This is a genomic window from Pantoea sp. 9140, assembly GCF_000745295.1.
Lineage (GTDB): Bacteria > Pseudomonadota > Gammaproteobacteria > Enterobacterales > Enterobacteriaceae > Pantoea > Pantoea vagans.
Map to the genome: position 1 here is coordinate 3,269,996 of NZ_JQNO01000001.1, position 15,344 is coordinate 3,285,339.

Consider the following 15,344-nt stretch of genomic DNA (forward strand, 5'->3'; position numbering starts at 1 on the left):
TTGGTTTCAAATTATCCTTGGTGCTTTACAAACCAACATGAGTTGGAGTAAAATGCTGCACCATTTTGAAATGTGCTGGCGCCGCAGTCAGCAGCAAAACCGAATTTTATCGAGGTGAGAGTTACATGCCGGTAATTAAAGTACGTGAAAACGAGCCATTTGACGTAGCACTGCGTCGCTTCAAGCGTTCATGCGAGAAAGCAGGCGTTCTGGCTGAAGTTCGTCGTCGTGAGTTCTATGAAAAACCGACTACCGAACGTAAGCGCGCTAAAGCGTCAGCAGTTAAGCGTCACGCCAAGAAACTGGCTCGCGAAAACGCACGCCGCACTCGTCTGTACTAAGTCGTTCCGGAGGTCCGCCTCCACCGCGTGATTCACGCAGACAGAGTCAAGTAAAAGGCCGTGCTTTCCGAAAGGAAGCGCGGCTTGTTGCCGTTTATGAGCTGAAAATCTGGGGCGTATGGCTGGACGAATTCCACGCGTATTTATCAATGATTTACTTGCCCGCACGGATATCGTGGATCTTATCGATGCCCGCGTTAAGCTGAAAAAGCAGGGTAAGAATTTCCATGCGTGCTGTCCTTTCCATAATGAAAAAACGCCCTCTTTCACCGTAAACGGCGAAAAGCAGTTCTATCACTGTTTCGGCTGTGGTGCACACGGCAACGCTATCGACTTTTTAATGAACTTTGATCGTCTGGAGTTTGTTGAAAGTATTGAAGAGTTAGCCACTTCCCACGGTTTAGACGTGCCTTACGAAGCAGGCAGCGGGCCCAGCCAGATGGAACGCCATCAGCGCCAGAGCCTGTATCAGCTGATGGAGAACCTGAACGGTTTTTATCAGCAGGGTCTGCAGCAATCCAGTGCGCAGCCAGCACGCGACTATCTTGATCGTCGTGGTCTGAGCGCCGACATCATCAATCATTTCGCCATAGGTTACGCGCCAGCCGGCTGGGATAATGTTCTCAAGCGTTTTGGTAAGCAATCGGAAGACCGCGAATCGTTGATGGAAGCGGGCATGCTGGTCAGCAATGACAAAGGCCGTACCTATGACCGGTTTCGCGACCGCGTCATGTTTCCGATCCGCGATAAACGCGGACGCGTCATCGGTTTTGGTGGTCGCGTACTGGGTAACGATACGCCGAAGTATCTGAACTCACCGGAAACCCCTATTTTCCATAAAGGCCGCCAGCTTTATGGCCTGTATGAAGCAGTTAAGAACCATCCTGAACCCGCCCGCCTGTTAGTGGTCGAGGGATACATGGACGTGGTTGCGCTGGCGCAGTACGGCATTGATTATGCTGTTGCGTCGTTAGGCACCTCCACCACGGCTGAACACATTCAGTTGCTGTTTCGCAGTACCGATACCGTGATCTGCTGTTACGACGGCGACAGGGCGGGTCGTGAAGCAGCATGGCGTGCGCTTGAGACCGCATTGCCTTACATGAATGATGGTCGTCAGCTACGCTTTATGTTTTTACCCGATGGTGAAGATCCGGACACGCTGGTACGCAAAGAGGGTAAAGCCGCCTTCGAAGCGAGGATGGAGCAGGCGATGCCGCTCTCTTCGTTTTTGTTTGATAGCCTGCTGCCGCAGGTTGATCTGAGCTCACGCGACGGAAAAGCGCGTCTGAGCACGCTGGCTTTACCGCTGATTACGCAGATCCCCGGTGAGACCTTACGTATTTATATGCGTCAGGAGCTGGGGAACAAGCTCGGTATTCTTGACGACAATCAGCTTGAAAAGCTGATGCCAAAGCTGGCCGCAAGCGGAACGGCGCCGGTTGCGCCACCGCTGAAACGGACCACCATGCGCGTGCTGGTAGCATTGCTGATTCAGAACCCGCAGCTGGCGACCCTGGTGCCTTCGCTTGATGGGCTGTCTGAGTCAAAAATGCCGGGTTTACAGCTATTTATTGAGTTAGTGGGTCGTTGTACTGAGAATCCTGGATTGACCACCGGACAGCTACTAGAGTTATATCGCGGAACAAATTTTAGTCAGACGCTTGAAACGCTGGCGATCTGGAACCACATGATAGTAGATGAAGAAGCCGAAGCGGTGTTTCAGGACTCGCTGGCCAGCATCTACGATTCTGCTCTTGAAGAGCGCCTGGAGTTTTTAATTGCGCGTGAGCGCACCCAGGGACTGAGCGCCGATGAGCGCCGTGAACTCTGGACACTCAGTCAGGCATTTGCCAGGAAATAATTTAGCACGCTGCCCGTTCTGACGAAGGGCGGCGTGGCTGTTTTAAGGCCGGGAGCGTTAAGCCAGGCCATGAGCACAGATTTTAAAGGCCAGGCGTCGAAGCCAGTCTGTTTTACCGCCAGCGCACAGCTCCCGCAGCGTACTGAAGTACGTGAGGAGAGCGAGCACTGCCGGGGAGCAGAATGGCGAGTAAGCCAGGCCTGTACCACCAAAAATTTATACAAGCGGCTTAAGTGCCGATTACTGTTGGGCAAAGCCCACGCCGCGACGAAGGCAGCGGCAAGAATTAAACGCCTTCACTGCTATTGTTGGCGCGCTGCCGACCGACACCAATCTAATTTAACAGAAGTGTGGATACCGTCTTATGGAGCAAAACCCGCAGTCACAGCTCAAGCTTCTTGTCACCCGTGGTAAGGAGCAAGGCTATCTGACCTATGCTGAGGTCAATGACCATCTGCCGGAAGATATCGTCGACTCAGATCAGATCGAAGACATCATCCAGATGATTAACGACATGGGTATTCAGGTGGTTGAAGAAGCCCCGGATGCCGACGATCTGATGCTGAATGAAAACAGCTCCGATACTGACGAAGATGCCGCGGAAGCTGCCGCTCAGGTGTTATCCAGCGTTGAATCTGAAATCGGGCGCACCACTGACCCGGTTCGCATGTATATGCGTGAAATGGGTACCGTTGAACTGCTGACGCGCGAAGGCGAAATCGACATCGCCAAACGTATTGAAGACGGTATCAACCAGGTTCAGTGTTCTGTAGCCGAATACCCTGAAGCGATTACTTATCTTCTGGATCAATACGACAAAGTTGAAGCAGGTGAATCACGCCTCTCCGATCTGATCACGGGTTTCGTCGATCCTAACGCAGAAGAAGATCTGGCCCCGACGGCAACGCACGTGGGTTCTGAACTTTCTGAAGCCGATCGTAACGACGACGATGAAGAAGATGAAGAGGATGATGACAGCTCCGACGACGATAACTCTATCGACCCGGAACTGGCGCGCGAGAAGTTTTCTGACCTGCGTAAGCAGTATGAAACCACCCGCGACGTGATTAAAAGCAAAGGTCGCAGTCATGCTGCTGCCGTTGCCGAAATCCAGAACCTCTCCGACGTCTTCAAGCAGTTCCGCCTGGTACCGAAGCAGTTCGATTACCTGGTAGGCAGCATGCGCACCATGATGGAACGTGTTCGTACCCAGGAACGTCTGATCATGAAGCTCTGTATTGAGCTGTGCAAAATGCCAAAGAAAAACTTCATCACGCTGTTTACCGGTAATGAAACTAATGAAAGCTGGTTCAAAGCCGCACTGGCAATGAACAAGCCGTGGTCTGAGAAGCTGCTGGAAGTGCAGGATGACGTAATGCGTTCCCTGCAGAAACTGGCACAGGTTGAAGAAGAGACCGGCCTGACCATCGAGCAGGTTAAAGACATTAACCGTCGCATGTCGATCGGTGAAGCCAAAGCGCGTCGCGCGAAGAAAGAGATGGTGGAAGCAAACCTGCGTCTGGTTATTTCGATTGCGAAGAAATATACCAACCGTGGTCTGCAGTTCCTCGACCTGATTCAGGAAGGTAATATCGGCCTGATGAAAGCGGTAGATAAGTTTGAATATCGCCGTGGTTACAAGTTCTCGACCTATGCGACCTGGTGGATCCGTCAGGCTATCACACGCTCTATCGCTGACCAGGCGCGTACCATCCGTATTCCGGTGCATATGATTGAGACCATCAACAAGCTCAACCGTATTTCGCGCCAGATGCTGCAGGAGATGGGCCGCGAACCGACGCCGGAAGAGCTGGCTGAGCGTATGCTGATGCCGGAAGATAAAATCCGCAAAGTGCTGAAAATCGCTAAAGAGCCGATCTCGATGGAGACGCCGATTGGTGATGATGAAGATTCACATTTGGGCGATTTTATCGAAGACACCACGCTGGAGCTGCCGCTGGATTCTGCTACCTCAGAGAGCCTGCGTTCTGCCACCCATGACGTGCTGGCTGGCCTGACCGCGCGTGAAGCGAAAGTACTGCGCATGCGTTTCGGTATCGATATGAACACGGACCATACGCTGGAAGAAGTGGGCAAACAGTTTGACGTTACGCGTGAGCGTATTCGTCAGATTGAAGCGAAAGCCCTGCGTAAACTGCGCCATCCGAGCCGTTCGGAAGTGCTGCGTAGCTTCCTCGACGATTAAGTCCGACAAAAACCCCGGTTCGCCGGGGTTTTTTATGCCTGCCTGTTAGCACCTCTCCCCAGCCCTTCGCAGGTTCAACTGCTCTCCGGGTGCAGTTCCAGCCAGAGCTGACGATATGCCTCAACCATTTCGTCCAGTGATGCGCGATTCAGTCCGCTGGGATTCGGCAACACCCACACCTGCGTCTTTCCCATACAGATCGGCTGTTTCCCCCATTCGACTTTGCTCTGCTTAAAGGCGCGACGAAACGCATCTTTACCCAGAATCGCCAGCGCGGCGGGCTGGTAATTCAGCACCTTTTCCATCAGGCGTTTACCGCCGTCACGCAGCTCATCAGGCGCTAACTCATTCGCCTGCACCGTGGGCCGCTCGACAAGCATCGTGATGCCGCAGTCGGTTTCTGTCAGGCGCTGTTCTTCTTCAGGTTTCAGCTGTTCCCGGGTGAATCCCGCCAGATGGATTACCTTCCAGAAGCGATTGCCAGGATGTGCAAAGTGGAACCCCTGATGGGCCGTTGACTGGCCGGGGTTAATGCCGCAGAACAGCACATCAAGACCGGAACTGATGATGTCGCGAATAGCGTGTTCACTCATGCTGCGACCTCCAGCATGCGCTGCTTCAGCGCTGCATGACTGCGTTGCAGCAGCAGGCTGGCCTGCTCCGCATCCGGACAGGCTCGCGCCAGCGCCAGCGCGCCAATCATCTCTGCCATCATGCTTGAAGCCTGCGTATCCGCATCCGTCCACCCCAGCTCACTCAGCAACTGCGTCAGACGGGCATGCATCGTACTGAAGCCCTGGGCGAAGATCTGCCGCGTCGGTTGGGGAAGATGCGCCACTTCGCTTACCAACGCTGCCAGCGGACAACCCTGCGCCGGTGCATTGCGATGCGCCTCGGAAAGATAGCTATCAATAAAGTCTGCCAGCTGCTGCGCTGGCTGGGTCACTGACTGAGCGGGCTTAAAGGTATCGGCTTCAGCGAACATATGTTTCAGCACCTCCTCAACCAGCTCCTCACGTGACGCAAAATGTGCATAAAAACCGCCGTGTGTCAGCCCTACCCGCTTCATCAGCGCCGCCACACCGATCCCTTCGGTACCGGTTTCACGCATCACACGCGCCGCCTCATCAAGGATACGCTGCCGCGTCTGTGCTTTGCTGCTCTGCTTCTCCATCTTATTTCCTTCGGTTTCTGCCCAGTAGCTTCTGGCTATTATAGTAATTATTACGGTCATCATATTCCAGCTTGACGGCTGATATGATGATCGTCATATTTATAGCCATTATGACGATCATCATACGAGGAAGAAAAGATGTCAAAATCAGGCACAGCATTAATCACTGGCGCATCCAGCGGTATCGGCGCGACTTATGCAAAACGACTGGCAGCACGCGGTTATGATCTGATCCTGGTCGCCCGGGATCAGGCGCGACTCACCACCCTGGCGGATGTACTGGCACAACAGCACGCTATCCGGGTGACCGTCATGAAGGCTGACTTAACGGAGGATCAGGACCTGAAGCGCGTGGAGTCTGAGCTGGCGAACAACCCAGAGATTACGCTGCTGCTGAACAACGCTGGCATGAGCGTGGAAGGCGAGTTTCTGGAGGCAGACATTACACGCATCAACAGCATGCTGGCGTTAAATATTCTGGCCCCAACCCGACTGGCACAGGCGGCGGGCCGGGCATTCAAAGCACGCGGTCACGGCATCATTATCAATATCGCCTCGGTGCTGTCGCTAATGCATGAGATGTTCAATGGCGCCTATAACGCCACCAAATCTTACGTGCTGACTCTGACGCGCGCCATGCAGCGAGAACTTGCAGAGAGCGGCGTGCAGGTACAGGCCGTATTACCTGGTGCGACGCGCACCGAAATCTTTGACCGTGCCGGTCAGTCGATCAATGAAATCCCGGCTGAGATGCTGATGGACGTTGATGAGATGGTGGATGCCGCGCTGGCTGGTCTCGACAGCAAAGAGGCGGTAACCATTCCGGCGCTGGAGGATCTGCAGATGTGGCACAACTACGATCGGGTGCGTGGTGCGATGGTTCCTCACCTTTCCAGGGATAAATCCGCATCACGCTATCGCCAGAAGTGAGTCAACGTTAACTCATCGCGGCTGAAGTCCGGTTTCGTTAACGGTACGGAGAAGCATTATCCGTGCCGTTTTGCGACTGCAGCTTTAGGCGTTGCCAGATTTGTTATAGAAATCAGCAGCTAAAACGCTGCTGCTTATTTCAGCAACCAGTGGCGGAGTGCTGGATTGCCCTGAAGAGATACTTTATAATCCCCGCTCCGCTGGCCCCTTAGCTCAGTGGTTAGAGCAGGCGACTCATAATCGCTTGGTCGCTGGTTCAAACCCAGCAGGGGCCACCAATTTTTAGCTGTAAAATCAGTAGATTAAAGCCACCTTTCAGGGTGGTTCTTTAGTTTTCTGATTTCTGAAGCGGCGATAAAGGTGCGGCAGATGCTTTAAGAGAGTCACATGCATAGCATCTGAAAGGCAATGCTTTACTAAGCACATCCTTGAGATCTACTGTTTTAGATATGAGAAAATAAGCAATAAAAAAGGCCACGTTCAGTATCATGACCTTGACGCCTGATAATATAATTACCGATTACGTGACAAAGGAATCATGCTTCTCCTTTTAGCTTATCCATCAGGTAAGCAACAAAGTAGGCCAGCATGAAGAACCCGAAGAAACCCACAATTTTCCACAGCCATCCATCAAGTAACAACAAAGAGAAAAATGCGGCAAATGAGCAAAGACCTGTAGAGATAGCTTCAAAAATATTTGTGGTTTGTATACCAATGAACTTAACGAACTTTAGAAGAAATGATTTTGCAGAGTTCATTTTGTATCCTTTCACACATTAATGGATGGCTATTGATATAAACCAGATAGGGCTCGAGTGGCTTCTCTACGAGGAAATAGACCATATCTAAATTTATTCGGGAAACCTTTGAATAAGTCACAGGGAATCTCATTTGCATCCGTCTTGATGCGCATGAAGCCTCTTCAATTAATCCTTGCAGCATAATAACATTCAAAGATAGCGACGAACCAACTCTTACAAAACGTTTGAAGGGCTCAACTGTAACGATACGAGTTAATATTTTTTTAGCGATAAACTGAGCCAGAATAAATTGCGAACCAATTCTTCCCCCTAGCCTGCCAGCACCATAACCCAGCTTACTATTGATAGCCTGTTTACCTTCATCATCAAGCTTTAAGTAAAAGTCGTTAATCACAATAGTAACCAGTTGCCGGATGGGTTCATGTCTGTCTGCGGTGGCTTTGATCAACCGCATAAACCGTTCTGTTTCCCGTTGATTCCGGTTCTTAAGATCGCTCCCGGCAAGACCGCTTCCCTCCCACGTTCTTACAACTCCCTGATACATGCCTGAAGGGACAGATGAGATACCCTCCATAATCCCATGTGCAATTTGCTTTGCGTCCATACCTTTCCTTGTAAGCAAATAATATTTTTCGCAAAGAATATCTAATATGAAATAGCATTTCAATTGACACCCTGTTTCAGCGCCTTTATTCATCAGTCATAATTTAAGTTTTACTGTTTTCGATAATTTTCAACAGAACAGGGAGTTATCATGCGGTTATACGCTTAAATCTTATAGTGAATCTCAATCCAAATAATCTCTCCCCACCCTATTCCCTCGCGCAAACCCCATGCTATCTTGTGGTTTTGATTTTTTCAGTGGGCAAAATTGATGACAAAGTTGCGGGTAGGGATCGTGTTTGGCGGCAAATCGGCTGAGCATGAGGTGTCGTTGCAGTCGGCCAAAAATATCCTTGAGGCGATCGACAAAACCAGGTTTGACGTGGTGTTGCTGGGCATCGACAAACAGGGACACTGGCGTCTGAATGATGCGTCGAACTTCTTACTGAACGCTGAGAATCCGGCGCTGATCGCGCTGAATCACGCCGCTGAAGATGTGGCGCTGGTGCCGGGTAACACGCAGCAGCAGATCATCACCCGCCACAACGCCCATCCGCTGTCGCAGATCGACGTTATCTTCCCTATCGTGCACGGTACGCTGGGTGAAGATGGCTCCCTGCAGGGCCTGTTGCGCATGGCCTCGTTACCCTTCGTCGGTTCCGACGTGCTGGGTTCTGCTGTCAGCATGGATAAAGATTTTACCAAACGCCTGTTACGCGATGCTGGCCTCAACGTGGCGCCATGGCTGAGCGTCACCCAGGCGCAGCGCGCGCAACTGGACGCCGAAGCCGTGATTGCCCGCTTTGGCCTGCCGCTGTTTATCAAACCTGCCAACCAGGGTTCATCAGTTGGCGTCAGCAAAGTGGATAGCATTGAAGAATTTGATGCCGCGCTGGCGCTGGCCTTCTCCTTTGACCGCAAAGTGCTGATTGAGCAGGGCATCAAAGGCCGGGAGATTGAGTGCGCGGTACTCGGCAACGATGCGCCTGAAGCCAGCCCCTGCGGCGAGGTGGTGGTGCATGACGCCTTCTACTCTTATGACACCAAATATATCTCTGAAAGCGGTGCACAGACGGTGGTTCCGGCAGCCATTGCAGCGGAAACCAGCGATGCAATCCGTGACGTCGCCATCAAAGCCTTCTCCGCGCTGGAGTGCTTTGGCATGGCGCGCGTCGATGTGTTCCTGACTGATGATGGCGAGATTATCGTCAATGAAGTGAATACTCTGCCCGGCTTCACCAATATCAGTATGTATCCGAAACTGTGGCAGGCGGCCGGACTCAGTTATCAGGATTTGATCAGCCGTCTGATCGACCTGGCGATTGAACGCCACCAGCAGGCCAGCACCCTGAAAAGCAGCGTCAGCTGACCGAACACGGCGACGTGGCGTTATGCCACGTCGCTGGTAATGGCGCGGTAGTTAACCGGCGAAGTCTGATTACGGCCATTGCGCTTCGACAGATAGAGATTTTTATCCGCCGCGGAGATCAGCCGGTTGATCACGCGATGCCACTCCGTTGCCTCATCCGCACTGCCATGGGCCAGCCCCAGGCTGACGGTCACCGTGGCCGTGCTGCCCTGCAGCCAGAACTTCTCTTTCGCCATCTTCTGCCGGATTGCCTCCGCCAGAAAATAGAGCTTTTCCGCGTTCTGGTCGAACAGCACTACCACAAACTCCTCTCCGCCAAAGCGACAGATGCGCCCTGCTTTACCCACTACCCGCTGCATCCGGCGGGCGATCTCTTCCAGCACGCTGTCACCCGCATCGTGACCAAAATTGTCATTGATAGCTTTGAAGTAATCGACATCCAGCAGGATCACGCCCACTTTCCGATCCGGGAAAATCGGCTCCGTACGCAGGCTTTCATATAAACCGGAACGTGACAGCAGACGGGTCAGGAAATCGTAATTCGCGCGCAGCGCCAGACGCTGATTAAGCTGGCGGATTGCATCCATGCTTGCAGCTACGATCAGCGGACTTATCGCGATGGTTGCTACGCCCAGCCGCGCAGAAGTCAGATGGCTAATCGGCAACAGATTATCGTCGCCCTGAATGTTCATCACACCATGAGAGACCAGAATGATTTCGGTAATGCCGGTCAGCAGGATCACCAAGCTGGTCAGCGGCATCGGCAACACAATGGCGCACCAGACCAGCGCCGGAACCGGCAGCGTCAGGCTGCCCGCGCCGCCCATCATCGCGCCGATCATTAGCGAAACCATCACAGCGATGACCGGTGCCAGCTTGCGGATTTGCAGAAACTGGCGGGGCGACAGCGACGACCAGTCGCGCGTCAGCAAAAAGGGTAGCAGCATCAGTCCGGTTGAGAACTGCTCGCTGAACCAGTCACCCCATGCCACCGCCAGTCCGGCATTAAAATCAGCCTGCTGTGCCAGCGCTCCCCAGCTGGCACAGGCGAGTGCGGCCAGCAGACAGGCCGGAAAAATACGCAGCACACTGGTAATACGCTCGCTGCCGGAGTCGTGCTGAAGATGCTTTACCAGCAGCGTGGCGGCCACCAGCACAAACAGAAGATTCGCCAGGTTGAGGGTAAATGCAGAGAGCGCCCAGCCGGAAAATACGGTGTCGTTAAACACCATCGCGGCAAAGATGGCCAGGTAAGAGCGGGTCTGATGCAGAAAAGGATTACGGACGATAACGCCAGTGACGATCGCGTTGACCGGCCAGAACAGAGACAGCTCCTGGGGGAAACGCAGGTGTCCGCCGATAAAGCAAAACAGCAGCGTGATCAAAAACAGCAAAAATGCGTTCTTCTTAGCGTTGTGCTCTTCAAACAGCTGTATGCGCATACATCCGGACCTTGTCGCAGAGAGGCTGGCTGTCCACGCCAGCCTGAACAGGCGCGTGGTGTCAGAATGATTAAATCCTGAATACCCTCAATGTCATCCGGCGATAAAGCCTCATTTCACGGGCTGATTCAGGAAAGTTATCCTGCAGAGGTTAAGCCCATCAGATGACAGCAGAAATTAGGAACTTATTATGCCTCGCAAATAAAAAAATCGGATATCCGAGATATCCGATTTTTGCCTTTTAAACGACTTTACCGTTGCGCTAAGCGCTATTTTACCGCGACCGGCCACTGACTCAGGCGGATGCCACGTTTGTCGGCGTTATCACCAAAATCTTTCAGCACCGCTTTAACGTCCGGATCGATATACTCCGCATTGTCGTTATCAACAATGACGACGCTGTTCTCCGGGATCTCATCCAGCAATCCCTGCAGCTTTGGATTGTGCATAAAGGTCAGGTTCTGCTGGAAACGCAGCACGTAGTGGTCGTCATAGCGGGTAAGCTGCAGCGCGTTACGATGGCTCTTATAGATGCTGTAGAGGATTTGCGTGGCGATGCCGATGCCGATACCGACCAGCATACCCAGCGTGATAATGCCGACGATGGTGGCCAGAAACGGCACGTACTGCTGTGCCCCCATCCGGAACTGCTCAACAAACAGTTTGGGTGTCGCCAGTTTATAACCGGTATAGAGCAGCACGGCAGCCAGGCTGGCCAGCGGAATGGCATTCAGCATCTCACTGAACCACATGCCGCAAATCAGCAGCAGCACGCCGTGAATGAAGATCGAGAGCTTCGTCTGCGCGCCCGCACTGACGTTGACTGAGCTGCGCACAATCACTGCCGTTATCGGCATCGCCCCAAGAAAACCGGCCGCCAGATTACCGATACCTTGCGCGAACATCTCTTTGTTGGGCGATGGCGCGGGTGTCTGAGGACGCAATTTTTTCAGCGCCTCCTGACTCAGCAGGGTCTCCAGACTGGCGACCAGTGCCAGCGTCACCGCAACCACCCAGACCTGCGGATTCTGCCAGGCCATCCAGTCGGGCGTTTCCAGTTCAGCCACCAGCGCAGAGACGCTGTCAAAAGCGGGTAAAGAGATGCGCGCCAGCCCCTGGGTCATCTCAGGAAAAAGTCGTCCTCCCACCACGGTAGCCAGGCAACCGATCAGCACCGCAATCAGCGGGCCGGGGATCCAGGCGAGCGCTTTGATCCGTTTCACCGGCGCGGTCGTCCAGAGACACAAAATGGCCAGACCGACACCCGCTACCATGATTGCGGGCAGCGAGAAAGTCATCTGGCCGGTCACCAGTGACACCAGTTCTGCATCACCAGCGGCACCCAGCGCTACCGGGATCTGCTGCATAATCAGCAGCAGGCCAATCGCCGCCAGCATCCCTTTGATGACACTGCCCGGCACCAGCGAAATAAACCGCCCGGCGCGCAGCAGACCAAACACGCATTGCAGTGCCCCGGCAATAATCAGCGCAGTGAGAAAGGCGGAGAAACTGCCCAGTGAGGCCATTGAGGCGACGACGATGGTGACCAGGCCCGCCGCCGGGCCACTTACGGCAAACCGGGATGGGCTCAGCGACGTCACCACCAGACCGCCAATCACACCGGTAAGGAGACCGGCAAACGGGGGTAATCCGCTGGCCTGAGCGATGCCAAGGCAGAGCGGTAAGGCGACCAGGAAAACCACCAGACCCGCAGGAATATCGCGACGCAGGGTATCGAGGTTCATAATGAAGGCTCCTCTGCAGATTGATGAATCAGCTCTTTGAGATGACCGGAGCGCAGGTCGTAAACACAACCAAACACCTCCAGTTCCTGGCCCGATTGCCAGATTTGCCTGACCGGTTCAGATTTCACCAGTCTGGCGAATTGCGCCTTAACATTGGCCTCAACCAGCCGATCGAGCTGTTCACCCGGCGGTGCGCCTGAGGAAGGCATTTCTGCCAGGCCATGCTGAATATCATCACGCAGGGTCTGGATGCGTCTCGCCAGTGCGCTCTCCTGCCCGTCCAGTACGCTGCCCGGCAGATTTTGTGCGGCTTCTACACCGCCGCAGCCATAGTGACCGCTTAATACAATGCGTTTAACGCCGAGAAAGAAGAGTGCGTATTGCAGCACGCTCAGTAAATTGTCATCGTCCTCGATCACCATGTTGGCGATATTGCGATGCACAAAGAGTTCGCCAGGATGGGAGCCGGTTAAGACTTCTGCCGGAACGCGACTGTCAGAACAGCCAATCCAGAGTGAGTGCGGCTTTTGCTGATGAAGGAATTTATTAAAATAATCCGGATTACGCTGGCGGCGCTGTAATGCCCAACTGCGATTTTTCGCTAATAAGGGTTTAAGTGTCGTCACAATCATCTTCTCTCTACTACCGGGATGTCGCATCCTGGCTAACCACAAAGTGTATCGGCTCACAAATAAAGCGTGAGCCGCCAGGTTAATAAGAACTGAGTCACAGAAAAAGGTTATAGACGCTAACCAATTTCAATGCACGCGCAATATTTCACAGCGATTTAACAACGCGGTTTTTGTCAGTCAACGGTCAGTAAAGGTCAGGCTTAAGTAAATTTAATTCAGCAGCAGAAATGAGGCCAGATAAACCAATCGCCTTATTAATCCATTAAAATCAATTAGCTAAAAAAGAAGTAAAAATAAACTAAGGTTGCCGCTGACAAATAAATACAAACATTAAATAAGGGGATATTCACTGCCATACCAACCGGCGTGCTTTTTACCAGGAATACTCTTAATTAAAAAATTAACCATTAGCACAATCCACCAGCTTAATTACTGACAGCCAGTTAAATATGCCTGTAATAAGAGAAGAATGAAGCAAGAGATGATTAATTTGATTTGCAGCAGAATAGTGACGGCAGTAAGTAAATCAGGGCCATTTCTGAACAGAGCCTGAACGGGCAGGCTCTTTTTCTTGACGAATTATTTACCGTTCCAGCTCTGCAGCCGTGATTCCCGCACCGACAGCTGCTGTTCGGGTGTCAGTTTATTGTAGTTTTCCGCCATTCCACTCTCCCAGTCGCCGTAGAGCGGATTCGGCAGCACGATGAACTGCGTACCAAACTGCTGGTGGTTAAGATTCACAAAATCGCGACGCGTCTGATTACCCTTATGCCAGGTCGAGCCACCGAAATCGTTGAGGTTGTCGCCGACATAGAGCACCACGTTGTAGCCCGCGTTTTTGATAGCATCGAAACGCGCCTGCTTGTTGGAGCTGTCGGTATTCAGACGTACCGTTTTATCGCTGACGTTCGGGAAGCCGAGCTGCTGCATATTGGCGACCGTGGCGGCGTAATCTTTCTGATCGCGGTTCGACACATAAAACAGCGTACCGCCCTTCTCTGTCACATGACGTGCGAACTCTACTGCACCCGGCACCGCTTTCGCCTGACGCGCCTGCGTCCAGGCTGACCAGGTTTTGCTGCTGAACGGCTGGCCGTTCTTCGCCTGCCATGCACTGTAGGCGCTGTTATCCAGCATGGTTTCATCCAGATCGACAATCACCGCTTTGGGTTTGCCGGTCAGCGACGGTGCCTGATCAAACGCCATGCGCGCGGTGTTAAACGCCTGCCAGGTCAGCGCCTGATATTCACCAGACTGCTGGAACCAGTTCAGCGCCAGCACCGATTGCTGGCCGAGCTGCTGTTGTGCGGTCTGATGTGACGACGAGGCGCAACCGGTCAGCAGCAATGCGACCAGTCCGGATGCAGCGAGTTTTGCGGAGGTTTTCATCATTTCATCCTTAAGGTGATAAAGGTCTGAGGAGAAGCTTCAAAAATGTAGCAGTTAACGTAAGCTGTGGGCAGCCCAACGCACGCTGTTATAACAGGAGATTCTTATGGCCGTGATCCCGCGCTCGCCATTGCTCGATTCGCTGGAGTGGCTCGATTATGCGTTTCAGCCCGCTGGTGAGCCGCCTCCCGCCGATGCCGCCTGGGGCCATCAGTGCCACAGCGCGACCGTGGTCACCGACATTGAGAACACCCCGTCGAAAAGCTGCGAGTCGGATGGCGTGATCGGCAGCGGGACGCGCCCGGTGGCGGTCTACACCGCTGACTGCCTGCCGGTGCTGTTCGCCGATCGTAATAAGCGAATCGTGGCGGCGGTTCATGCCGGACTTAAGGGCACGCTGGCGGGCGTGCTGACCCGCGCCGTGGAAAAACTGGGCGAGCAGGGCTGTGAGCCGCAGGATCTGGTGGTGGCCATCGGCCCGGCGATGGGCCCCTGCTGCTATGAACTGGCCGAACCGCAACTGGCGGAGATAGCGCAGAACCCGGCGTTTGCCCTCGGGCTGCGCTGGCACCAGAAGCAGCCGGTCAATCCGCTGGCGCAGCGTGCTCAGGCCTCTGCTCACCAGCAGGGCGTCTGGTTCGATTTGCCTGCGCTGGCGACGCAGTTGCTGGTGAACGCGGGCGTCCCGGCCGCGCAGATTGATAACGTGAATGTCTGCACCTACTGCATGGCTGAGAGCGGATCAAGCTACCGCTTTAATACTCACCATGGTAGCGGCTATCGCTCACGCTATTCGTGGATCCGGCGGCGTTAGCGGTTTCAGAGCCGGTTAATCGGTCTGAACATCAAAAGCGATGCAGGAGATGGCGGTGCTGCGTAACGCACAAC

At 53.4% G+C, this 15,344-nt stretch carries 14 protein-coding genes and 1 tRNA gene; 7 read left to right on the forward strand and 8 right to left on the reverse strand.

Translation table 11 applies throughout. The annotated features are described in order from the left end of the window. Positions 1-125 precede the first annotated feature (125 nt). From rpsU to rpoD, 3 genes are all read left to right on the forward strand, one after another. Positions 126-341 (forward strand): 30S ribosomal protein S21, encoded by a 216-nt coding sequence (rpsU, locus tag FA92_RS15090; RefSeq protein ID WP_001144069.1) that lies wholly within the window; start codon positions 126-128, stop codon positions 339-341. 118 nt (positions 342-459) lie between these two features. Continuing rightward, on the forward strand, positions 460-2,205 hold the full coding sequence (gene dnaG / locus FA92_RS15095; RefSeq protein WP_033784069.1) for a DNA primase: 1,746 nt from the start codon (positions 460-462) through the stop codon (positions 2,203-2,205). A gap of 364 nt (positions 2,206-2,569) precedes the next feature. Further along, positions 2,570-4,411, forward strand: a complete 1,842-nt coding sequence (gene rpoD, locus FA92_RS15100) for an RNA polymerase sigma factor RpoD (RefSeq protein WP_013359071.1) — start codon at positions 2,570-2,572, stop codon at positions 4,409-4,411. 74 nt (positions 4,412-4,485) lie between these two features. Here rpoD and mug read toward each other — a convergent pair whose 3' ends face one another. Next, the gene (mug, locus tag FA92_RS15105) at positions 4,486-5,004 is read right to left on the reverse strand and encodes a G/U mismatch-specific DNA glycosylase (RefSeq protein WP_033784070.1); all 519 of its coding nucleotides are present in this window, start codon (positions 5,002-5,004) and stop codon (positions 4,486-4,488) included. Then, positions 5,001-5,585 (reverse strand): TetR/AcrR family transcriptional regulator, encoded by a 585-nt coding sequence (locus FA92_RS15110; protein ID WP_033784071.1) that lies wholly within the window; start codon positions 5,583-5,585, stop codon positions 5,001-5,003. The genes mug and FA92_RS15110 overlap by 4 nt, the downstream gene beginning before the upstream one ends. Before the next feature lie 138 nt (positions 5,586-5,723). On the opposite strand from FA92_RS15110, the gene FA92_RS15115 reads away from it, so the two are divergent. Both FA92_RS15115 and FA92_RS15120 read left to right on the forward strand, forming a co-directional pair. Further along, entirely contained in the window at positions 5,724-6,515 is a 792-nt protein-coding gene (locus FA92_RS15115) for an SDR family oxidoreductase (protein ID WP_033784072.1), read from the forward strand. A 202-nt stretch (positions 6,516-6,717) separates the two neighbouring features. After that, positions 6,718-6,793, forward strand: a tRNA-Ile gene (locus tag FA92_RS15120). 258 nt (positions 6,794-7,051) lie between these two features. On the opposite strand, the gene FA92_RS15125 is transcribed toward FA92_RS15120, so the two are convergent. Next, positions 7,052-7,273 (reverse strand): hypothetical protein, encoded by a 222-nt coding sequence (locus FA92_RS15125; protein ID WP_051926536.1) that lies wholly within the window; start codon positions 7,271-7,273, stop codon positions 7,052-7,054. Next, entirely contained in the window at positions 7,236-7,880 is a 645-nt protein-coding gene (locus FA92_RS15130) for a hypothetical protein (RefSeq protein WP_033784073.1), read from the reverse strand. Before FA92_RS15130 ends, FA92_RS15125 begins: the two co-directional genes overlap by 38 nt. 270 nt (positions 7,881-8,150) lie before the next feature. Between FA92_RS15130 and ddlA the strand changes: the two genes are divergently transcribed. Continuing rightward, positions 8,151-9,248 (forward strand): D-alanine--D-alanine ligase, encoded by a 1,098-nt coding sequence (gene ddlA, locus FA92_RS15135; protein ID WP_033784074.1) that lies wholly within the window; start codon positions 8,151-8,153, stop codon positions 9,246-9,248. Between the two features lie 20 nt (positions 9,249-9,268). Here the strand turns inward: ddlA and FA92_RS15140 are convergent, their stop codons facing one another. From FA92_RS15140 to FA92_RS15155, 4 genes are all read right to left on the reverse strand, one after another. Beyond that, a complete protein-coding gene (locus FA92_RS15140; RefSeq protein ID WP_033784075.1) occupies positions 9,269-10,690 on the reverse strand; it encodes a GGDEF domain-containing protein in 1,422 nt (473 codons plus the stop codon). Positions 10,691-10,959: 269 nt separating this feature from the next. Beyond that, complete coding sequence (locus FA92_RS15145) at positions 10,960-12,435, reverse strand: SulP family inorganic anion transporter (RefSeq protein ID WP_033784076.1); 1,476 nt, start codon at positions 12,433-12,435, stop codon at positions 10,960-10,962. After that, positions 12,432-13,067 carry a carbonic anhydrase gene (locus tag FA92_RS15150; protein WP_033784077.1) on the reverse strand — a complete coding sequence of 212 codons (636 nt, stop codon included), beginning with the start codon at positions 13,065-13,067 and terminating at the stop codon, positions 12,432-12,434. The genes FA92_RS15145 and FA92_RS15150 overlap by 4 nt, the downstream gene beginning before the upstream one ends. A gap of 579 nt (positions 13,068-13,646) precedes the next feature. Next, complete coding sequence (locus tag FA92_RS15155; RefSeq protein WP_033784078.1) at positions 13,647-14,456, reverse strand: 5'-nucleotidase, lipoprotein e(P4) family; 810 nt, start codon at positions 14,454-14,456, stop codon at positions 13,647-13,649. Positions 14,457-14,562: 106 nt separating this feature from the next. Between FA92_RS15155 and FA92_RS15160 the strand changes: the two genes are divergently transcribed. Next, on the forward strand, positions 14,563-15,270 hold the full coding sequence (locus tag FA92_RS15160; RefSeq protein WP_033784079.1) for a polyphenol oxidase family protein: 708 nt from the start codon (positions 14,563-14,565) through the stop codon (positions 15,268-15,270). Positions 15,271-15,344: the final 74 nt, after the last annotated feature.